General features: G+C 44.6%; 21 protein-coding genes and 2 pseudogenes. 17 read left to right on the top strand and 6 right to left on the bottom strand.

Annotation, left to right across the window (positions count from 1 at the left end):
- Nucleotides 1-375: 375 nt before the first annotated feature.
- Both GCU45_RS34510 and GCU45_RS00765 read left to right on the top strand, forming a co-directional pair.
- Nucleotides 376-672, top strand: a complete 297-nt coding sequence (locus tag GCU45_RS34510; RefSeq protein ID WP_152397676.1) for an MFS transporter — start codon at nt 376-378, stop codon at nt 670-672.
- Nucleotides 673-828: 156 nt separating this feature from the next.
- Nucleotides 829-1,578 carry a LysE family transporter gene (locus GCU45_RS00765; protein ID WP_152397675.1) on the top strand — a complete coding sequence of 250 codons (750 nt, stop codon included), beginning with the start codon at nt 829-831 and terminating at the stop codon, nt 1,576-1,578.
- A 6-nt stretch (nt 1,579-1,584) separates the two neighbouring features.
- Here the strand turns inward: GCU45_RS00765 and GCU45_RS00760 are convergent.
- Nucleotides 1,585-1,842: pseudogene (locus GCU45_RS00760) on the bottom strand (NAD(P)/FAD-dependent oxidoreductase); the annotation flags it as partial.
- 204 nt (nt 1,843-2,046) lie between these two features.
- Between GCU45_RS00760 and GCU45_RS00755 the strand changes: the two are divergent.
- The 3 genes from GCU45_RS00755 to GCU45_RS00745 all read left to right on the top strand — a co-directional run bounded on the left by GCU45_RS00755 (nt 2,047) and on the right by GCU45_RS00745 (nt 4,325).
- On the top strand, nt 2,047-2,571 hold the full coding sequence (locus GCU45_RS00755) for a DinB family protein (protein WP_152402675.1): 525 nt from the start codon (nt 2,047-2,049) through the stop codon (nt 2,569-2,571).
- A gap of 198 nt (nt 2,572-2,769) precedes the next feature.
- On the top strand, nt 2,770-3,537 hold the full coding sequence (locus GCU45_RS00750; RefSeq protein ID WP_152397674.1) for an isocitrate lyase/PEP mutase family protein: 768 nt from the start codon (nt 2,770-2,772) through the stop codon (nt 3,535-3,537).
- A gap of 347 nt (nt 3,538-3,884) precedes the next feature.
- The gene (locus GCU45_RS00745) at nt 3,885-4,325 is read left to right on the top strand and encodes an NUDIX hydrolase (protein ID WP_152397673.1); all 441 of its coding nucleotides are present in this window, start codon (nt 3,885-3,887) and stop codon (nt 4,323-4,325) included.
- A 487-nt stretch (nt 4,326-4,812) separates the two neighbouring features.
- On the opposite strand, the gene GCU45_RS00740 is transcribed toward GCU45_RS00745, so the two are convergent.
- Nucleotides 4,813-5,298 carry a flavodoxin family protein gene (locus tag GCU45_RS00740; RefSeq protein WP_208837092.1) on the bottom strand — a complete coding sequence of 162 codons (486 nt, stop codon included), beginning with the start codon at nt 5,296-5,298 and terminating at the stop codon, nt 4,813-4,815.
- Between the two features lie 312 nt (nt 5,299-5,610).
- On the opposite strand from GCU45_RS00740, the gene GCU45_RS00735 reads away from it, so the two are divergent.
- Both GCU45_RS00735 and GCU45_RS00730 read left to right on the top strand, forming a co-directional pair.
- The gene (locus GCU45_RS00735; RefSeq protein WP_152397672.1) at nt 5,611-6,465 is read left to right on the top strand and encodes a LysR family transcriptional regulator; all 855 of its coding nucleotides are present in this window, start codon (nt 5,611-5,613) and stop codon (nt 6,463-6,465) included.
- A 252-nt stretch (nt 6,466-6,717) separates the two neighbouring features.
- Nucleotides 6,718-6,918 carry a hypothetical protein gene (locus GCU45_RS00730; protein WP_152397671.1) on the top strand — a complete coding sequence of 67 codons (201 nt, stop codon included), beginning with the start codon at nt 6,718-6,720 and terminating at the stop codon, nt 6,916-6,918.
- Between the two features lie 246 nt (nt 6,919-7,164).
- Here the strand turns inward: GCU45_RS00730 and GCU45_RS00725 are convergent, their stop codons facing one another.
- Together GCU45_RS00725 and GCU45_RS33680 are read right to left on the bottom strand one after the other, a co-directional pair.
- The gene (locus tag GCU45_RS00725; protein WP_167527047.1) at nt 7,165-7,728 is read right to left on the bottom strand and encodes an RBBP9/YdeN family alpha/beta hydrolase; all 564 of its coding nucleotides are present in this window, start codon (nt 7,726-7,728) and stop codon (nt 7,165-7,167) included.
- Nucleotides 7,685-8,029 (bottom strand): hypothetical protein, encoded by a 345-nt coding sequence (locus tag GCU45_RS33680; RefSeq protein WP_167527046.1) that lies wholly within the window; start codon nt 8,027-8,029, stop codon nt 7,685-7,687. The genes GCU45_RS00725 and GCU45_RS33680 overlap by 44 nt, the downstream gene beginning before the upstream one ends.
- A 340-nt stretch (nt 8,030-8,369) precedes the next feature.
- Here GCU45_RS33680 and GCU45_RS00720 point away from each other — a divergent pair, with 340 nt between their 5' ends.
- From GCU45_RS00720 to GCU45_RS00710, 3 genes are all read left to right on the top strand, one after another.
- Complete coding sequence (locus GCU45_RS00720; protein WP_152397669.1) at nt 8,370-9,077, top strand: response regulator transcription factor; 708 nt, start codon at nt 8,370-8,372, stop codon at nt 9,075-9,077.
- A 71-nt stretch (nt 9,078-9,148) separates the two neighbouring features.
- A complete protein-coding gene (locus GCU45_RS00715) occupies nt 9,149-10,501 on the top strand; it encodes a sensor histidine kinase (protein ID WP_244364366.1) in 1,353 nt (450 codons plus the stop codon).
- 112 nt (nt 10,502-10,613) lie between these two features.
- Nucleotides 10,614-11,315 (top strand): hypothetical protein, encoded by a 702-nt coding sequence (locus tag GCU45_RS00710; RefSeq protein ID WP_244364364.1) that lies wholly within the window; start codon nt 10,614-10,616, stop codon nt 11,313-11,315.
- Nucleotides 11,316-11,537: 222 nt separating this feature from the next.
- Here GCU45_RS00710 and GCU45_RS00705 read toward each other — a convergent pair whose 3' ends face one another.
- Nucleotides 11,538-12,293, bottom strand: coding sequence for a class I SAM-dependent methyltransferase (locus GCU45_RS00705; RefSeq protein ID WP_167527045.1), 756 nt, complete (start codon nt 12,291-12,293; stop codon nt 11,538-11,540).
- A gap of 150 nt (nt 12,294-12,443) precedes the next feature.
- Between GCU45_RS00705 and GCU45_RS00700 the strand changes: the two genes are divergently transcribed.
- The 7 genes from GCU45_RS00700 to GCU45_RS00670 all read left to right on the top strand — a co-directional run bounded on the left by GCU45_RS00700 (nt 12,444) and on the right by GCU45_RS00670 (nt 19,317).
- Nucleotides 12,444-14,039, top strand: coding sequence for an ABC transporter substrate-binding protein (locus tag GCU45_RS00700; RefSeq protein ID WP_152397666.1), 1,596 nt, complete (start codon nt 12,444-12,446; stop codon nt 14,037-14,039).
- Nucleotides 14,009-14,986, top strand: a complete 978-nt coding sequence (locus GCU45_RS00695; RefSeq protein WP_152397665.1) for an ABC transporter permease — start codon at nt 14,009-14,011, stop codon at nt 14,984-14,986. The genes GCU45_RS00700 and GCU45_RS00695 overlap by 31 nt, the downstream gene beginning before the upstream one ends.
- On the top strand, nt 14,983-15,786 hold the full coding sequence (locus tag GCU45_RS00690; protein ID WP_167527044.1) for an ABC transporter permease: 804 nt from the start codon (nt 14,983-14,985) through the stop codon (nt 15,784-15,786). Before GCU45_RS00695 ends, GCU45_RS00690 begins: the two co-directional genes overlap by 4 nt.
- Complete coding sequence (locus GCU45_RS00685) at nt 15,787-16,590, top strand: ABC transporter ATP-binding protein (protein WP_152397663.1); 804 nt, start codon at nt 15,787-15,789, stop codon at nt 16,588-16,590.
- Complete coding sequence (locus GCU45_RS00680) at nt 16,583-17,353, top strand: ABC transporter ATP-binding protein (protein WP_167527043.1); 771 nt, start codon at nt 16,583-16,585, stop codon at nt 17,351-17,353. Before GCU45_RS00685 ends, GCU45_RS00680 begins: the two co-directional genes overlap by 8 nt.
- A 406-nt stretch (nt 17,354-17,759) precedes the next feature.
- Nucleotides 17,760-18,266 carry a P-loop nucleotide/nucleoside kinase family protein gene (locus GCU45_RS00675; protein ID WP_152397661.1) on the top strand — a complete coding sequence of 169 codons (507 nt, stop codon included), beginning with the start codon at nt 17,760-17,762 and terminating at the stop codon, nt 18,264-18,266.
- A 244-nt stretch (nt 18,267-18,510) separates the two neighbouring features.
- Nucleotides 18,511-19,317, top strand: coding sequence for a nucleotidyltransferase domain-containing protein (locus tag GCU45_RS00670; protein ID WP_152397660.1), 807 nt, complete (start codon nt 18,511-18,513; stop codon nt 19,315-19,317).
- 171 nt (nt 19,318-19,488) lie between these two features.
- On the opposite strand, the pseudogene GCU45_RS00665 reads toward GCU45_RS00670, so the two are convergent.
- Nucleotides 19,489-20,047: pseudogene (locus tag GCU45_RS00665) on the bottom strand (RBBP9/YdeN family alpha/beta hydrolase).
- Between the last annotated feature and the right edge of the window lie 845 nt (nt 20,048-20,892).

Genomic DNA, 20,892 nt, shown 5'->3' with positions numbered 1-20,892 from the left:
TTCAGTATCATTGAGAGTAAGTGACAATGGGATCCCCAAGCCGCTGTACTTGTTTTATAGGCCGACGGAGGGGCGCATCTCGGTGTTCAATGCAACTGATTTGGTTATGTTGACGTTGAGAAGACCTCTGATTCAAGCCGCGAATGAACCTGGTTATAGTTTTCATTGTAACTAATTTAATTACATTGAGAAAAGTCGAAATTGGATAAGGTGAGATTACAATGGACAAACGGATTTTTTGGTTGGCGCTCGGTTCGTTCGCGATCGGCTTGGAAGGGTTCATGATCGGCGGCGGCTGTCGACGCTTGCGGCGGCGTTGCACGTGTCGACGGCGATTGCCGGACAGCTGGTGACGGCGTTCTCGCCAGTTTAGCAGTGTCGTCGCCGTTGCTGACGACACTGACCGGGAGGATAGAACACAGGAGATTGTTGTTCGGTTTGCTGCTACTGCTTGCCGTTGGAAACGTGGTCTGCGGATTCGCTTCCTCGTACAGCCTGATGCTGACCGGACGGATCGTAGCCACGTTGGGGACGGGCCTGTTCTCACAGGTGGCCGTCGCCACCGCCTCCACTCTGGCCGCGCCCGCAAAGTGGGGGTGCGCGGTTGTCGATCGTCATTGCTGGGAAGACCGTCTCGCAGATCCTGGGCGTCCTATTCGGGACGTGGGTTGACCTGATGTTCGACATCGCACGACGTTCTGGATCGTCTGCGGGGTGACGCTGCTCGCCGCAGTGGCCATCCGGCTGCTGTTCTCACATGTATTGCCGCCATAAATGCGTTATAGCGTATTTTTTGGACATTATAACATCTAGCGGAGGAGACCGAAGATGCCTGTATATTCGTTTCTAGTCTATATTTTAGTGAGCACCTTTACCCCGGGCCCCAACAACTTTATGGCGATGCTGTTTGCCCACCAGTACGGTTTTCGACGAACGATCCGATTCTGTCTGGGCGTTGGCGCCGGTTTTTTTGTCGTGGCGCTGCTGTGCAGTTACTGCAATCTGCTGCTTAAACATCTCATTCCCGGTATCCGGTGGTGGATGACGATTCTGGGAGCGGCCTATATGCTGTATCTCGCCGTTAAAATCGTGTTCCAACGCAAGAAAGCCGCGAGCAGCAGAGAGGACAAAAACAATCGCTTTCTGACGGCGGTGCTTCTGCAGTTTATCAATCCCAAAGGAATATTGTACGCTATAACGTCCGTATCGACCTTTATTCTCCCATATTATTCTTCCCATCTGGCCTTGATCAGCTTCTCTTTGTTTCTGGCACTCTTGAGCGTGATAAGCACCTTCTGTTGGAGCATGTTCGGCTTTATATTTCAGCGATTGCTGTCGGTGTACCAAACCCCGTTTAACATCACGATGGGCCTGCTTCTCGCATACAGCGCGTTTTCCATCTTAATCGAATTAACGCACAGCGCCCTTCCTACATGCCATCCACAGAAACTAGCAACACAGAGACTAGCACGCATAAAGCACCAGCGCCACTTTCCTCAGCAAGATCAGTTAACGGCCCACTCTCCATTCTTATATAAAAAGGAGGTGTCCCCGGCTCCTTCTCTATGTTCGTATTGATCCGCTTTACAGTGTTTCGCTCCAGTCATGTACCATGCTGTCTTCCAGGAACTTCTCGCAGTCCATGGCGGCCATGCATCCATTACCGGCAGCGGAAATCGCTTGACGGAAGCGCACGTCCTGCACGTCTCCGCAGGCGAATACGCCCGGAATGTTCGTTTCGGTCGTTCCCGGCTTCACCTGGATGTAGCCGATTTCGTCCGTCGTAATCTTGCCGTCGAGGGTCTTGGGGTTCGGCGAATGGCCGATTGCCACGAAGACGCCGGCCGGGGTGGTTGGACGTATATCATCCATGCTTGGCGATTCCAATGCGGCGCTGTCGGGGGGGATAGAGAAGGCTTCACAGTTCATTGGTCATGCGAAACGGTATCGGCAATCGAACCGCTGTGGTCAGAAATTTTTGCACCGCCCAGGAGGTCTAGAGCTAGTTTGAAGATGAGTTTAAAAATAGCGAAAAGGAGTGTTGATATGAACTTCCATATGAGTGAAGCCATTGGGATTTTGGAGCGCACACCGGAAACTTTGGAGTGCTTCTTATCCGGTCTATCCGAGGGATGGCTGCATAGCAATGAAGGGGAAGGAACCTGGAACCTGGTTGAAGTCGTTGAGCACCTCGTTGAAGCGGAGAAGCATAACTGGATCCCGCGGATAGAATCCATTCTTGCGGAAGGGGAAAACAATCTGTTTCCACTATTTGATCGCTATTCCCACTTGAAGGACACGTCCGAGAGAACCGTTGAAGAGGCATTATCAGAGTTCCATACCATCAGACTGGCGAACATATCCAAACTGAGGTCGGTCGTCAATCCCCTCGATCTAGAAAAGACCCGACTGCATCCGGAATTCGGCGTCGTGAAGTTAAGGGAGCTCCTCTCTACATGGGTTGTTCATGATTTTACGCATATTGCGCAAATGGTTCGGGTGTTAGCGGAGAGATACCGGGCTGACGTTGGACCGTGGAGTGCATATTTAGGCATTTTAAAAAGGAACTGATTTCTTCTGCTTTCGAAGAGCTGCCTAGATCGCTTTAGCTTTTAACCCTAAAATGACAACAAGCTCAAGCAATTATAAAAGAATCAGGTGTCAGGAAATTCATTGTTAGATGGGTTCGTCAGGGTCGAATTGCCTGATACCGGACGAAAGCAGTTGGAGGATTAGCTTTACTACAAAGATGCAGGAGGGAATAAAGGTATGCACAAAATTCAGGAGTTTAAACTACTACATCAATCAAACGAGCTTTTATTGTTAGGAGTTGCTTGGGATTTGTTTTCTGCGTTGTCTCTGGAGAAAGCCGGATTCAAAGCTATCGGTACAACCAGCTGGGGAATAGCGAAAAGCTTGGGTCATCCGGATGGTGAAAGAATCGAATTTGACACAATACTAAATCGCATAAAAACGATATTGGATCATGTGAACATCCCTGTTTCTGCCGACATAGAGTCGGGTTATGGAAAAGACGAGAAAACGATCGTCGAGAATGTAATGAAACTTGCTGATATAGGCGTTGTGGGGATCAATATAGAGGATTCTCGCAAGAATCAAGCAGGACTCAAACCATTGAACGAACAATGCAGGCTTTTATCGAAAATCAGAGGGGCACTAGAGAATAGTGGCTATAAAGATTTTTATATTAATGCAAGAACAGATACCTATTTGCTGAGTATGGATCCGTGCAACGAAACGACAGTCCGGGCACAAGCCTATGTGGAAAGCGGCGCAAGTGGAATTTTTGTTCCTGGATTGAAGGACGATAACGAAATTAAAGCGGCTGCAGAACAAATTGCCGCGCCTCTAAACCTTATGTCTGTGCCAGGGCTTACAAGTTGTAAAAAGCTCCAAGAACTTGGCGTCAAGCGGCTAAGTCTCGGCGGCGCCTTATATCGGAAGCTTCAATCATTACTGGATACGTGCGCGGCTCAAATTTATGAATCTCAGGATACGTCTTTGCTATTCGATTAAATGAAGAAAGGATAACGTAAAAGTTCCACAACGATTTACTGAATGTGTGCGGCGGTTCGCGAACGGCGCGCGCGTCGTGTGGGCGTTCCATACGTCGACGTGGGAAGCTAAAATAGAGGGATCGTGAAAGGCACTTAATTAGGTGCCTTTTCTTTTCACTCTATAGATGATTCCTCATTACAGATGTAGTTTTTAGCATTTTATAAACCGAGTGCGATAAGCTGATACCCGCATAAATGGAGTTACAAAGCTAAAATGGCCTCAGCATTAGGCTAAAGGGCAGGATAGTTCATATAAAGTAACGAATTGTTGATAATTCACATTTCTTCGAGAAGGGGATTTATTAAATGAATAGAGTAGATGTTGCCTACGTGCTTCTCTTTGATGAACAAGAAAAAAATGTATTGATGGTCAAAAACAAAGGTATGAAATCTTCCTACTATACACTTCCTGGTGGAACAGTAGAACGTGGAGAAACACTTGAAGAAGCTGCTATTCGTGAGGTAAAAGAAGAAACGGGCTTAGAGGTTGAAATAAATGGTATTTTCAGTGTAAGCGAAGCGTTTTTTGTAGATAGGGAACATCATACAATTTTCTTTACCTTTAGAGGGAATGTAATTGGTGGAGAAATAAATATCTCATTTCCAGAAGAAATTGAGGAAGTTACTTGGATGGAACCACAAAGAGCAGAGGAATACATACATATACCAAGTGAGTTAAAGGGACTTATAATTGGTAAATCATCAGCACCATATGTACTCAGAGGAACTATTAATCACAATTCATAATACAGTTTGTTGAAGTAACGGGAAACGATAGTTGAATAAACGAACAGGAAGAAGCTGCCGATCAGCACCCAGGTACGTTAAATATCCAACTGGATGAACCTTACGATTTACCTACTAACGTAATCCACATAGAAAAAAGGGAATACGGCAGAACAGTTTCAGTTAGTATTCAAGAATATTCGAAATTCGGAAGGAAGGCATTTATTTTAAGAACAGATGGGAACGCATCAGATAACGGGTGACCATCCTGTATGACGACAAGTACATACATTCTTTAATGCCGCTTAGCTGCTGCTTTTTATTTTATATATTTTGGATATGATTTAAAAATGGTAGTATGTCGAGGTGAAAAAAGGAGATTTGTATTTTGGATTCAATAGATGCTGAAATATATCGTGATTTCAGGTTAAAGCCTCTGAAGGAAAATCCAGAGGCAATAACGGTCAATTACATAGTTACCCACTAGGCGCATCAGTAGCCGTGTCGTTCAATCCGTGGCAGGCCATACCCTCCCACTTCTTTCCATATCGAGACGGTAGTCGGTATATTTGCGCACGAATAAGTCGCGCCCAAGTTGCTCAGCAGCCTGCATGGGTAAACCCGGATCGTGGATCACTTCTCCACGGCTATTTCCGACCCCGCGGACGACGCCGATGAACTCGGAGTGAGTGTATCGGGAAAATTCCTGAAGCTGATGAATGATTCCGAGCGTAGCTCCCGGGTACGTCTCCTCGGAAGATAACACAAGTCCGATGCGTTTGCCGGACATGCGCCGGATGACCTGCGCCGAATCGGGATGGGAAGCCGCATAGTAACAAAACGTGCGGTCAAAGAATGATTTCGTTTGGGCGGACAAACCGTACCAATAAACCGGGGAGCAGAACACGACTCCGTCAGCGGACAAATAGTCGTCGATAAACAATGAACGAAAGTCGTCAGCGATTGAACATTCTCCGTCAGGCTTCTCCGGCATATCCTGCAGTCGCGTAGAAAACTCGAAATGTAATCGTCTATAAACCTCAGTGCCACCGTAGCTCCGGCTTTCTCCGCACCCCAACGGACCGCATCAGCCAGCTCGGAAGAGTTGCCGTTCCGCCGGGGACTTCCTATAAGAACAAGCAACTTTTGATTCTCTGTCGTTGAAGTCATTTTTTTACTCCTTTCCACCTCAGGGTGTAAACTCATTTTCCATAAGCAAATTGTAATCTAATTAATCCATACCGTATAATGATTGGTAATGATATATCCATCTTTATTATTGATGGGCTTTCGGAGGAATATAGATATGGAAATGACGGACCTTAAAGTGTTCATAAGCGTGGCAGAGGAAGGCGGGATTTCCCGCGCGGCGAAAAAACTGGATTATGTCCAGTCTAACGTGACAGCCCGGATTCAGAAGCTGGAGTCGGAAATCGGAGCCGATTTATTCCATAGATATCCCAAAGGGGTCCGACTGACGGAAAAAGGTGCCCAGTTTCGCGATTATGCACTCGCGATCTTGAGCCTTGCCGACGAAGCAATTAGAGTGGTGCAGGAAAAGTCGCATCCCAGCGGACCTCTTGTTATAGGGGTGGTGGAAACCGTGACCTGCGGCAATTTCATGAATGTGTTGTCGGATTTTCAATCCTGCTATCCTGAAGTGTCGTTGTCATTGGTAACTGGAACCTCATCTGAGCTGCTGTCAATGGTGATGGACCGCAGGCTTGACGGAGCATTCGTGACGGGCGATATACCGGCATCGCAGTTGGTTTTCGAATATACGGTAAAAGATGAAATTATGCTTTTGACCGGCGGGATGGCTGGCGCGTACCCAGATTTATCGAGCGCCAGATGGGCGGTGTCTCCAAAAGGTTGCCCTTTCCGAATGGTGCTGGAGGAGTGGCTTGACAGTGCGGGGATTTTACCAAAGACCTTCATTGAAATTGGTTCGCTGGAAACGCTGATGAGCTGTGTCAAGTCGGGGCTTGCCTTCACACTGCTGCCGGCATCCGTCCTTAAAGGGGAGTACCGGTCGTTAGGGGCTTACCAAATACCGGAGCGGCTTCGCTTTACGAGCACGAGTCTCGTTCGCCGAAACGACAGATTCAGCAGCAAAGCGTTTGCGGCTTTTGCCGAAATGGTACGCTTAAAAGGGTTGTAGATGAACATTTGTGGAAAACCACCGGAAGACATATCATCCGAAAATAAATATTACGAGAACTCTCCTAATGTAGAGTCATTTTTATTGAAAAGTTTATTGCCCTTGAACAGATCGAGATGATCTTCAAAATATACTTATAAATAAGGGTTTAACCCCTATTGTGGTATAGTTACATTGTTTCAGCTTATAACATTTCTAGCAGAAAACTTGAGGAATACATAACAAGATAAATTTGGGGTGAGGCGGAAGGAAATGAAGGATTTTTCGTTTAAAGACCTTGAAAGGGCAGGTCGTGAAGCTGCCGAGGTAGCCAGAAAGAGTGCAAAAGAGGCGGGGACGTTTATATCCTACGGCAAGGACGGAGAAGTGATCAGAGAATTCCCGGATGGACGCAAAACGGACGTGAGTTACGATCGAGAAATAGTAGAAGGATATCACGTTGTTGTGTACTGACAATAAAGTCGTTTTATACATAAAGTAACCAACAAGCATCCAGGACAATATCATCAACAAACGGAACATTGCCTCGTGCAATCATTATGGTGCCTGGTATACAGGGGTTCAAATCTTTTGGGTAATGTCGAGGGACAAGAACATAGTCCCATTGAGAGTCGCTATTATAGCGGCTTTTTTGTTTTATCGGAACAAGTTCTTGTACCGGGTCGAGGATAAGCACTTGTTCCGATTACCGTAATCGAATCATAATGTAACTTGCTCGTTCAAGCATACATCGAGAATCCACGGCCACGGACCGTAGCCCGCTTCAACGTTGATATGTCCCATTTTAGGCAACATAACGCAAGGAACCCCTAGATCAAAGTACTGTGAAGCATCTTCCACCGAGCAATAAGGATCTGTCGACGATAAAACCAACAACGTTTTTTCCGCAACCATTCCGATCTCATGCATGTTTTCCGGTACAGGAAAAAAAGTCATCACTGGTTCATATTCCAAAAATGGCGAGGGCGGGGCTATAAGAATGGCTCGCTGAATTTTTCGTTTCGGAGTTGAAGCCGCGTAGTGGAACCACATGATACACGCTAGACTATGAGCCACGACGATGACTTCTTCATCGTTTGGAATTTCTTCAAGGACAGAAGATAAATGATCGAGCCAAACATCCCTGTCAGGGTGATCTTTGTCTGGAAAGTCAGGAAATCGGACTGTTATACCTCGTTTTACTAGCTCTTGATGTAACCAAGTTTGCCAATGATCGGGGTCACTGCCGCCGACCCCATACAATAGCAGAAAACTTCTGCTCATGATGAGAGACACCTCCAAAATGTTCGTTGTGATCATTGTACACGATTCCTATCACTTTAATCTTCCTGTTCACCGACGAACTGCTGAGCAGATTCTTGCCGAGGGTGTCCCCACAGTATTCTACACTTGCCAGATGAAATCCTGTGTTTTTTAGCATTCCCTCCAAAATCCACTCGAATGTTGAATATTCATCCCTGACATGTGCGCAAAAGTCGGCTTGATGAAAAGAAGAACCGCTTCGGGTCATCATCTCGATCCAAGAATTAATCGATGTCTCATCGTTTTTAACCGGAGTCAGCATGGTCGTCATCCTGCGCTATTTTCACGACTATGCTCTGAAATCGCAGACATGCTGCAGATCACCGTTGGCATAGTAAATCCAGGCATCATCTGGCAATGAAACAACTCCGAAAACGTTTCGAAAGGCCGTGAGGAGACGTGTATGTCCATTGACAAGGAATTGCGTGAAGATCCATGGATTGTTCTCCTTTCTTCGGATTTATTACTAGTTATGTTGGGCTCAGTGGAATATACCTCATCATCCAGTTGGTGGAGGAATCTAAAGTGTCTGTGCTAAGATGAGGGTAAAATGAGGGTAAATTATGATTCAAGCTGGGGAACAAGGCTAGAAGGGGTGCACATTGAAGAAAATACTTGTCATTGACGATGAAGTCGCAATCAGAGATTTAATTGAGCTCGTATTGAGAAGAGAAAACTACGTCGTTCAAACGGCTGAAAACGGTAAAGTAGCCCTGCAGCTGCTGGATGCTTTTGGGCCGGACCTGGTGGTGCTTGACTTGATGCTGCCTGACTGCTCTGGATATGACCTGTGCAAGGAAATCACCGGGAAACGTGCCGTTCCTGTGATCATGCTCTCTGCCAAAAATGAGGTAATCGACAAGGTATTGGGACTAGAGCTAGGGGCGGAAGATTACATGACCAAACCCTTTGACAATCGTGAATTGCTCGCTCGGATCAAGGTGATCCTGAGAAGAAACGAGAGCAAGGAAGAATCAAGTGAAGGAACAGAAGTGAAATCTACACGCATCATTCATGAAGAGCTGACATTTGATCTGGAAAGCCGAAGGGTGCTGAAAAACGATGTACCCGTGTCTTTAACGGCCAAAGAGTTTAAAATTCTGGAAACGTTACTCAAAAGGCCAGACAAAATCTTTACCCGGGATGAGCTGCTGCAGATCGGATGGGGATATGACTTTATGGGAGACAGTCGCAGTGTGGATATGACCATCATGCGATTACGGAAGAAGCTGGAGGATAACGCTGACGAACCGAAGTATGTCAGGACGATCTATGGATTTGGCTATCAACTTGGAGGTGGCGAAGCCTGAAGTATGCAACCCGGTTACTGCTGAATTATTTATTTTTCTCCGTGCTGTCCTTTGGCATCATCATTTTTGCGGTGAATAAAGCCATCGATTACTACAGCTTCATTACCATTGAAAAACAGATGATGGAGAAGGCGGATCTGTCCGAGTTGTCCTTTCGTGAGGTGTTGGCACAGCATAGATCATCGACAGGGGAGCCGCAGACAAAAGAAATCGTCAGACTTGCTCTGGAGAAGCTGAAAGCTTCAGGCAAGGAAGTACGTATCTATGATAGCTCCAAGCAGTTGCTGGGCTTGGCTGTGGATGGCATCATCATTCATGATGGCAAACCTCTTATTTTTGAAAAGAATATTGAGAAAGCGCTGAGCGGCAGTTACGCCTACACCGTAACGGAAAATCATCTGCTTTATTTTGCCACTCCCATTCAGGATCAATACTACCAAAACGCTTATGTGTATGAGTTCGTGGAGGACATTTCCTACTTTTATGCGATTATGGATCAAATCCGTTATATCCTGTTTGCGGGTGCAGGCGGATTTATTGTACTGATTACGCTATCCAGTCTGTGGATTGCCCGTAACACAACCAAGCCGATTAAGCTGTTGCTTGGCGCTGCGCAAAGTTTCTCTAGACAGGAGTTTCGGAGAGTTCATCTAAATCGGAAGGATGAGCTGGGCATGCTGGCAGAGGGGCTGGATTCCATGGGGCGGCAGCTTCATGATTACATTCAGTACCAGAAACAGTTTGTCTCCAACGTATCTCACGAGTTAAAAATACCATTGGCAGCCATTCGTGGTTTCTCTCAATACTTGGTTGAAGGGGAGAACGAGAACAAGGAGCTGCAAAAAATCTATGCTCATCTGCTTCAGGAATCGGATCGGCTGACGCGCTTGATTAATGAACTGTTGTTGCTATCGCGATTCGACAAGGCTGGTTCTAACGAACTGGAAGCCCGGAAGACGGAAATGAACGAACTGATTCAGCAAGTCGCAATGAGTATGAGTGCCAAGGCCAAAGATAAAGGAATCGAGATTATGTTCAGGGAGGCGGAAGCGGAACCGGAGGATAAACTTCTGACGAGAGTCCACGCCTACGTGAATCCAATGCTGATGTCCCATGCGATCGCCAACCTTGTGGACAATGCCATCAAATATTCAGGCAGTCCATCGCTCATCGAATTGAAGTTGGAATATACGCCAAGCGAGGTAGTTATACGGATACGTGATCAAGGTATCGGTATCGCGGGCGATGAGCTGGAGAGAGTGCAGGAACGCTTTTACCGGGCGAAAAATGCAAGCACAGCGAACGGTTCAGGTCTTGGACTTTCGATTTGCAAAGAGATTGTAGAGCGGTTTAATGGATATATCGACATGGAAAGTCAAATCGGGGAAGGAACGACCGTTACGATTGTGTTACCCCGTGCGTAAAAACGCGCGTAAATAGTTACGTTACAAGATTGATACAATTCTGTTATGAGACTAACAAATGCTTTTTTTACAATCACTTCATAAGAAGAAATCACACATTTATGGAGGGATCATGATGAAATTGATAAATAAAGCTGCATCTGGTATCCTGCTGAGTATTTTACTAACGGTTGCATTAGCATTGACGGGCTGTCAGTCTAGTGGTGCCAAGTCGCCAGAGGCGACGCAGAACGAACAGGCCAAAGGCGAAGGAGCATCAAATTCTACTGCGCCTGCTTCAGAAAATTCGGAAGGACAGAGTGCTGAAGTGATTAAGGAAGGTTCGATGGAGAAGGAAGGCAATGTGGTGCTGAAGGAGCTTGCTTTTGTCTATAATGAGCACACCATTGCGATTTCGGATATAGCGAATGAAGACCAGATGGAACAGATGCTGGGCAAACCAGATAACCTGAAATCTCATACGTACAGTGCCGGCGACGGAACAAACATGGATACGTTAATCGGTTTTACAGAAAAGGTTTATACGTATCCTGGTCTGGAGATTAAAACAATCAGTATACCGGAGGGGAAACAAGACTCCATCTTTCATATCGAAATGACAGATCCTAAGTACGCGACAGTGCGAAACATTAAAGCAGGAGATAGCCTTGATACACTTAAAAACGCCTACCCTGAGGGGAAACTGCTTGGTGATGGAGCCTCTAATGAGGAGGATGAATTCCGTTACGAGCCATCCAATTATGTGGATGTGATGTCGTTTCATATCAAGAATGCCAAGGTGGAGAGCATTCAAATCTACAGCCTTCTGGACTAATATTTAGTAATCGATGTTGGTAAGCCATTCATACGATTCACCTTTAATACCTGCCCGGGAGAGGGGCAGGTTTTTTCTCGTGTTGATAATTAATCTCATTACAAATGTAGTTTTTAACATTTTATAATACGTGGCTGAGCAGGGTCGAAAGAAGAACCAAGTGCGTAAAGCTGATGCCCGCATAAACGGAGTTATAAAGTGTCCGAGGCTGCAAATGTTGAGTTATTTATTGGCAACGATCGCAAACATCGGTCTGTGTCGATTCAGAATTTGTTCACCTATATGATACAGTTCACCATCGAATCCTTGATGAATTTGGATTTGGGCAAAGCCAATTGAATGAAGCATTTCGCTGTCCCATTCAGGTCTCCTTACATAGCTCAATGGCAAAGTAAGTGCCAGTTGGTCTCCTTCTTCGACATCCTTCTCTGGGCGGTACGGCACGTACCCTTTTGCGGCAGCCTCCTCCTTGTCTTTTTGAAAAAGCTCTTCCTCCTTCGGATCAGATAAAAATAAATTCCAATTCGCATCAAAAATAATAACCTGGCCTCCATCATTAAGCATTCCATGCCAATTTTGATATGCAGCTACTGGATTGTACAGGAACCAGGTCACATTTCGTGAAATGATGATATCATATTTTTCTTCTGTCTTATATTCTATAATATCTGTCTCAATAACCTGGATACTGCAATTATATTTATGGGCGTTTTGATTAGCCCTAGCCACCATCTCCGGAGAAGAATCAATAGCAGTAACCTGATGCCCCATCTGGCTGAGCAGAACCGCGAAGAAACCAGGCCCCGTACCTACATCGAGCACTTTTAAATTACTTTTCTCAGACAAAAAATGACTCAGAATTCCCTTCCATTGATCATATCGGTTGGACGCAAATTCGGCATCCACAATTTCATCGTAGACAGCTGCTCCTTTGTCCCAATAATCCCGATATTGTTGTACAAGTTTATGCTTACTCACTAACATCGACTCCTTGTTATATAAAAAATCCCTTGCAAATCGTAATGATTACGATTAATAATATACAAAGATTGTTCATCTAGCAAGTATTCATGAGAATAACAGCTATGCAATCGTATACAGCTTAAAAGAGGAATAGGAGGAGTAGGGATGTTTGGAAGATCTGGATTTGGAGTAATTGCTGTTGTCTTATTGTTGTTCATTATGGGGTGTTCACAACATGTGAGCTCACCCTCTGCAGCAGAGGAGGACAAGAACATTGTGGTCGCAGTCACGCAGGATACTGAAGCAGACAAGCTTGACGCCTCGACTTACTATGGTTCCAGACATACGCATGCGGCTATATATGATGCCCTTGTAGACTATAAAGGAAAAGGTGAATTTGCGCCCAGCCTGGCGGAGTCATGGGAGATATCCGATGATGGCAGGACTTACATTTTACATCTGCAAAATCAGGTCATGTTCTCGGATGGCAGTCCACTGAATTCAGCAGCCGTGAAGTTTTCTTTGGAAAGAGCGGTAAGCAGGGAAGAGAATGCTTCGCTTGAAATATCCCGTTTATTGCAAAAAGTTGAAGCACCTGATGATCAAACAGTCGTACTTTCCTTTAAGGATACAGCAACGCAAGTGTTGTACGAGCTTAGTCAGGCAAGACCATATCGAATTATGAGTCCGAACTCGGTAACCCCTAAGGGAGATGTGAATGGTACTTTTCAAAAAGCGATCGGAACGGGTGCCTGGAAAATAGGAGAGTATCAACCAGGGATTCAGACTGTTCTAATCCCGAATGATCATTATTGGTTAGAACAACCATCCGACTATTCACTTGTTTTCAAAGTCATTACAGATCCTCAGGCGAGGGTAATGGCATTGCAATCTGGAGAGGTGGATCTTGCGGGCGGTGAACTTGGTAATATCCCCATGGAAAGTCTCCCTGTATTTCAGAACAACGACAACTACGTAATCGAAACCGGAAACAGTACAATGTCCTACTTTATGGTTATCAACCAACACAATACTTCTCTAGCTGATAAGAATATCCGCCAAGCTATCAATTATGGCAATGATACGAGCAAGTATGCAGGTGGTAGCGGGGACCCTGTTAGAGGATTGTTCCAAGAGAAGGTTGCATTTATATCCGACAGTAATCAGCCTTCGTATCCGTATAATCCCGAAAAAGCCAAACAGCTGATTGAAGCGTCGGGCTACCAATGGAATAAGAACAAGCAGCTCTATGAAAAAGATGGACAAGTACTGCAACTTCGTCTGGTCATTCAATCAGAGGAATATCCGGAATGGAAAGAGATGGCTGAAATTTTTCAAGACAACATGAAACAGATCGGCATTCAAATCCATATTGTGAATCAGGAACGGGCAGCTTACTACGATACCCTGTGGAGCACGAAGGAATATGATCTGCTTATGTATCGGACATACACTGATGCTCAATTACCTTATCGATTCCTGTCCTCCTTATTCTATGATTCGCCATCCTCACCGGGAGTTGCGTATCAGGACAAGCTTTTATCCGATTTGCTGGATCAAATTGCGGCTACGGTTTCCACTCAGCAGCAGCAAAAGCTCTTCAATCAGGTGTTCCTCCGTATGAATGAGGAAGCCATGTCTGTTCCGATATACTACGCCAAGCAAACCTTTGTTCATACAAGCCATGTGGTTGATTTTAGGTTCAATGCTATTGAGGACAACCCGTTGAAGTGGCATTACCTGAAGAAAGAAGCGAAGTAATGCTCCGCTCTATGATTCATCGTCTGTTCATGTTGATAGTCACGTTTGTTTTATTTTCCTTGTTTGTTTTTACATTAATGCGTTTGGCGCCGGGTGATCCGGCGTCGATGCTGCTGCTGGAAATCGGAGCCGTACCGGAGCAATCCATCGTAGCTGATTTACAGAAACAATGGGGACTGGATCAATCGTTCATTCAGCAATATTTAGCATGGGCACATCACGTATTTCAAGGAGAGTTAGGGCATTCCTTTTCTTCCGGAGAACCCGTATTAAGTGAAATGATTGAACGTTTAGGCCCAACGTCGAAACTCATTGCAAGCTCTTTTGTATTAACCCTCTTCATATCCATACCGATTGGAATCTGGATGGGATTGAATGAAGGCACAATGGCAGATCGAGTGGTTTATTCAATGACCATTTTGGGGTTGTCGATCCCTTTATATTGGCTTGCTATTCTTCTTATGTATACCTTAGGCGTGATATGGCCCGTCCTGCCTGTTGTAGGCAGTTCGACCATACGGCATTATATTTTGCCGGTAACAGCCATGACGCTGGTGCAAAGTGTTTACTTTATTCGGATGGTTCGATCCTATACGATCCAGTACAGCAAGTTCTCGTACATTGAGGCTGCAAAAACCAGGGGGTTGCGGCCGAGCATCTTTTATCCGTCTTATTTACTGCGCTCCATGTTCATCCCAATTCTGACATTAATCACGACGAGTCTACCCAGCTTTTTTGGGGCTTCGATTATCACCGAGACGATTTTCAGTTTTCCGGGATTCAGTAAATACATGCTTGAAGCTATTTTTCGCCGTGATTTTCCAGTCATCCAAGGGAGCGCACTCTTCGTGGCAGCATTTATTTTTGTTTTTAATTATATGACCGACCTGTTGTACTTCCTTGCGGACCCGCGTGTTCATCTTGACAAACAGAGGTGGGAAGTTTGATCAGTATCATCCGAGCGAATAAACTGCCAACGGCAGCGTTGTTATATATCATCCTACTTATTATTACAGGACTTGCGGCCCCGTGGATTTCACCTTATGATCCGTTCCATACGAATCATCAACAGAAACTTCTTCCTCCCAGTATTGCTCATCCATTTGGAACGGATTATTTGGGAAGAGACCTGTTAAGCCGGGTCATACACGGGACTAGTGAATCGGTATTTCCTGTTTTTATTGTACTTAGTGTTGTAATGTTGATTGGTCTTCTGGTGGGGACATGGAGTGCTTTTTTGGGGAACAAGCTGGACATGCTTATGATGAGCTTAACCGACATTTTCACAGCATTACCGAGTATGCTACTTACCATTGTGGTCGTTGGTTTCCTTGGCTTTGGCATGGAAAATGTATATTTTGCGGTGATCCTCTCCTGGTGGGCCAAGTACGTACGAATCATAAGAGGGCTAATTCATGATGTGAAAAAGGAACCTTATATTACCGCCAGCAGGGTAAGCGGGGCATTTGGACTTAGAATAATAACCAGACATATGATTCCGAATATCATGCCTCAGATTGGAACGATGCTCATTCTGGACGTGAGTAAGGTGATCCTGACTTTATCCGGGTTATCCTTTTTGGGTATTGGTGCACAGCCTCCTTCTCCAGAATGGGGTGTCATGCTACTGGACGGAAAAAATTATTTGCAGGTCGCCCCATGGATGGGCTTCTTTCCAGGCTTTATGATATTTCTGACTGCTGCTTCGTTCCAAATTATAGGCGAGCGACTGAGGAGGGAACGCTAAATGACGACCTTGCTCGAAGTCAAAAATCTAAATATCAGAAATAAGGAAGGTCAATCGCTTGTGCATAATAGCAGCTTTTCTCTGGAGACTGGGAAAACATATGCATTGATTGGAGAAAGCGGCAGCGGTAAAACGCTGACAAGTAAGGCTATCTTGGATATGCTGCCTGCTCATCTGCAGATGTCAGGTGACATCGTGTTACAGGGTGAACATCTGCAGCAATTATCAAGGAAGCGCTGGCGCAGCATAAGAGGGGGCCAGATCGGTGCCATCTTCCAGCATCCGGAACAGGCCTTGCATCCGTCGATTCCGATTGGTAGGCAATTCGTTGATCTGATGCGCAGTCACTTGCCTGTTTCAAGATATGAGGCTGAGAAGCAAGCAAAAAAAATGTTGTCCCAAGTTCTCTTAAAGGACACGTCCCATGTGATGAGCAGTTATGCTCATGAGTTAAGCGGTGGAATGAATCAACGTGTCATGATTGCGATGGCGCTTCTGTTAAAGCCGAAAATCCTGATAGCCGACGAGCCAACGAGTGCACTTGATGTCAAAACACAGGCTGAGATCATATTCCTTCTGAAAGAGCTCATTCTGGACACGGATATGAGCATGTTGTTTATTACCCACGACTTACTTATATCCGGCTATCTTGCGGACACGATTGGTGTTATGCGGGAAGGGAAAATAATAGAGCAGGGCAGTAAGGAGAACATTTTAAGCGCACCTGAACATGAATACACCCAAGAGTTATGCAGGCATTGCTCTCAAAGATTTCTTGGAAAAGGAGAGATACCTTATGCTTGAAATCCAGCGACTGTATAAGGAAATTCACGGAAGACCCATTCTGCAAGATATTCATTTTGGAATAGAAGATGGAGAATCTCTGGCTATTGTGGGGGAGAGTGGTAGTGGCAAATCCACGCTTGCCCAGCTTATCATGGCTTTAAAACAACCAACCTCAGGCCATATTTTCTTTGACGGGCGGCCCTTGCCCAGCAAAGGAATATTATCGTATAGAGAATGGTATCGCGATATACAGATTGTTTTTCAGAATACTGGCTCCACATTAAATCCCGCAATGAGCTTGTTTCAGTGTCTGGAAGAACCTTTAATTAATTTTACCCGTTATAATAGAGCCGAGCGCAAGCATAAAGTCCTTGAATATTGGGGAAAAGTTGGCCTGAATGAGAACCTTCTTCGAAATCGCCCCGGAAAACTGAGTGGTGGGCAGTATCAAAGAGCTTGTCTCGCCAAAGCTTTGTTAACTCGTCCCAAACTGTTAATCTGTGACGAAATGGTCTCCAACCTCGACGTCTTATTACAACAGCAGATGATTGAGCTGCTCATATCCATTCAGAAGGAACAAGGCTTAGCTCTTCTGTTCATTACTCATGACCTCACGCTGTTACCAGGACTATGTTCGAATATTATGGTTTTGAAAGAGGGAAAACAGGTTGAGCTTTTCAGTACTTCTGCGCTCTATGACGAAGCAGAGAGGGATCCATATACCGTCACGTTATTAAACTCAAGTAAGATGTTTGAAACAGCATGGAACCAATGGACATAAAATTCAGCGGGAATAAATTAAGTAATTTACCAATTTTGGAAATTTATAAAGCAGCAACGAAACTTTTGAATAAAGGTCACCGAAAATACCTGTCGGGGGACAAGAGCATAGTCCCATTTGAAGTCGCTATTTTAGCGGCTTTTTTGTTTCACCGGTACAAGTTCTTGTACAGGGCCAAGGACAAGAACTTGTACCGATTACCGAAAAGGACAAGAACATAAGCCGATTACCGATTAGATAAGCATTGAACTATTTATTAAATTTATTAAGCTAACACGCAGGGGAGTTTATTGATTTCGCGAATACTCTACATATGAAGTTATTTACGAAGTTCGTAGATTAGAGGTTATAAGAAATCAGCGCAAAGACGAAAACCATGTTGCTTTTCCCGAAGGAGATGAGTTTAATGCTTTATATATTTAGTGGACTGCCGGGTACCGGAAAAACCACATTATCATCGGCTTTAGCAAGAGAACTAAAGGCTACATATCTTCGGGTTGATGTCGTGGAGCAGGCTATGCGAGATGCTGGAAAGACCATCGAAGGGCCTGAGGGTTACATTGTGTGTTATGCAATTGCATCACAGAATCTTCTACTGGGCCTAGATGTGATTGCAGATACAGTTAACCCTATCCAAATTACGCGCCAGGCATGGCGCAACGTGGCCGATTCTCTTGGAATACCTTATGTGGAAATTGAAGTACTTTGCTCTGATTATATCGAGCACAGGAATCGAATCGAAATGCGTACAGCTGATATTCGGGGTTTTATACTTCCGACGTGGGAGCAGGTCAGAAATAGAGAGTATGATGTTTGGGATCGGGACCACATAGTCATAGATACAGCTCATCAAACTGTAGAAGAAAGCTTAAATACATTATTTAAACAATTGGAGGATAGAAGACTTTCTTGAACTAAATGAAGGAAATAATCAGTGTAGGTATTTCTAAGAAGGCGATTACATCTTGTAACACCGTATTCACGCATCGGGGCTGAAGCACCTTGGTCCGCGGAGGGTTTTTGAGGAAGCTGGATCAGGCGGACAACCCTGCACCGTAACCGCATCGCGGCCGTTCCCTTCGGTCACTTAAGTCGGTGAAGGTTCGTGAACGCCTGAACGTTAGCCGAAAGAAGTTTTTAGTTTAGGAGGAGTCTATATGATATTAGAAAAAGTTATAAATAGAATTGAAATACAAAGTGAATATAAGGATTTTGTTGATAAGTATAAAGATAATATACTTACCGAATTTAAAGGTAAGATTCATAGCATTTATATGTGTGGCTCGATTCCAAAAGGAACGGCTAAACCTTTTAAGTCAGATGCAGACTTTACTATTGTATGTGTAAATCCCAAAGATATTGATTACGAAAGATTGTCAAATATTAATGACCGGATTTTGGAAGAATATCCAGTAGTATCTAAGATTGATACGACAATTTGCTCGATTGACGATGTATTAAGTAAACCAAATGAGTGGGGTTTTTGGGTAAAGATCATTTGTGTTTGCATATATGGTGATGACGTTGGTGAAAAAGTACCCCCGATTATGATTTCTCCAAAGTTCATTTTAGATTTAAATACAGAGACCAAGAAGGAAGTAGATCGTGTACATCGTTCACTTTCTAATGCTAGTGATAACACAATGAAGAATAGATATATTAAAGGTTACTCTAAGAGATTAATTCGTGCATTATACTCTTTAGTTTTAGAAGATACAGGTGTATGGCAAGATGACATTATTAAGATGAAGAATGCCATATTAAACTATTGTGACATTGACTCCGCTTTAGTTGATTATCTGTATGCTTGTTACTTGGATAGTAATAATGTACTTGTTGAAGAGTTTCTGGGAATTGCAGATGAAGTATATTGCTATTTTGAGAACGAGTTAAATGCAATGGCTGCTTCCAGAAAATCCTTCGACTATCATGATATTGACGCTCCTGGTCACTCTGAGAAGTGAGTGACCACATCCAGCACCCTAAGCCCATCGGGACGTCATGCATTAGGTGTTCGGCAAGCCTCACAACTATATGAGCGACTCTAAGGGGCCAGGACGTCGTCAATACAAAAGGTTATCAGAGTCCCATTGAGAGTCGCTATTATAGCGGCTTTTTTATTTACCGTAATCGAATCATAATGTAACTTGCTCGTTCAAGCATACATCAAGAATCCATGGCCATGGACCGTAGCCCGCTTCAACGTTGATATGTCCCATTTTGGGCAACATCACGCAAGGAACTCCTAGATCAAAGTACTGTGAAGCATCTTCCACCGAGCAATAAGGATCAGTTGACGATAAAACCAACAACGTTTTTTCCGCAACCATTCCGATCTCATGCATGTTTTCCGGTACAGGGAAAAAAGTCATCACTGGTTCGTATTCCAAAAATGGCGAGGGTGGGGCTATAAGAATGGCACGCTGAATTTTTCGTTTCGGAGTTGAAGCCGCGTAGTGGAACCACATGATGCACGCTAGACTATGAGCCACGACGATGACTTCTTCATCGTTTGGAATTTCTTCAAAGACAGAAGATAAATGATCGAGCCAAACATCCCTGTCAGGTTGATTTTTGTCTGTCAGGAAATCGGACTGTTTCACCTCGTTTTACTAGCTCTTGATGTAACCAAGTTTGCCAATGATCGGGGTCACTGCCGCCGACCCCATACAATAGCAGAAAACTTCTGCTCATGATGAGAGACACCTCCAATATGGTCGTTGTGATCATTGCACACGATTCCTATCACTTTAATTTTCTCGTTCAAAGTGGCTTGTATGAGTTCCCACCCAACGTATGATTCAAAAACCATGCTCACACATTTGTAGGTAGCCATACGGCATGCCCCTTTTCAGCATGACCTGGATCGACTGGACAGCATTCCGGGGATTGCCCGGCGACCCGCTGAGCAGATTCTTACCGAGGGTTCCCCACTGTATTCTACACTTGCCAGATGAAATCCTATGTTTTTTTAGCATTCCCTCCAAAATCCACCCGAATGTTGAACAATCATCCCTGACATGTGCGCAAAAGTCGGCTTGATGAAAAATCAACGATTCGAGATCCTGAACAAGTTCGTTTGGTTTGTTTGAATCAGAAACGAGCGATATGAGTAACAGGTCAACTGAAAAAATAATGATGGATAAACATGATATTCAAAACCTAAAAGATCAATGAAACTGGCTTTAAGTGGCAGGTAAGAAGCTGAGGAGCTTATAAATCATTTTAATACATATGGTAAAAAACAGGGGCTACAAGGTGAGGTCAGCAAGTCGCTCAGCGCTATAATCCTACGGTCGGATACCCCAGACTGGCGTTATTGCTCCATTGTTTTGCTCACGGCTTATGAGGCCGTATCATTCCAAATTTCATCGGGTATCGTGGGCTTGGGGGACATCGGATCCACTAATCCCTAGAGCAGGAAGATAGGTATTGCAGCACGAATCCGGAGAAATAGAACTTGACGGACAAATAAGAACTAGTCAAATGGAAAAAGAGTACATTATGATAGGACGAATCGGTCATAAAAGAACTGCAAA

It is taken from the genome of Paenibacillus cellulositrophicus (assembly GCF_009363095.1).
Taxonomy (GTDB): domain Bacteria; phylum Bacillota; class Bacilli; order Paenibacillales; family Paenibacillaceae; genus Paenibacillus_AQ; species Paenibacillus_AQ favisporus.
This window is presented reverse-complemented; position numbering and strand designations above follow the sequence as displayed.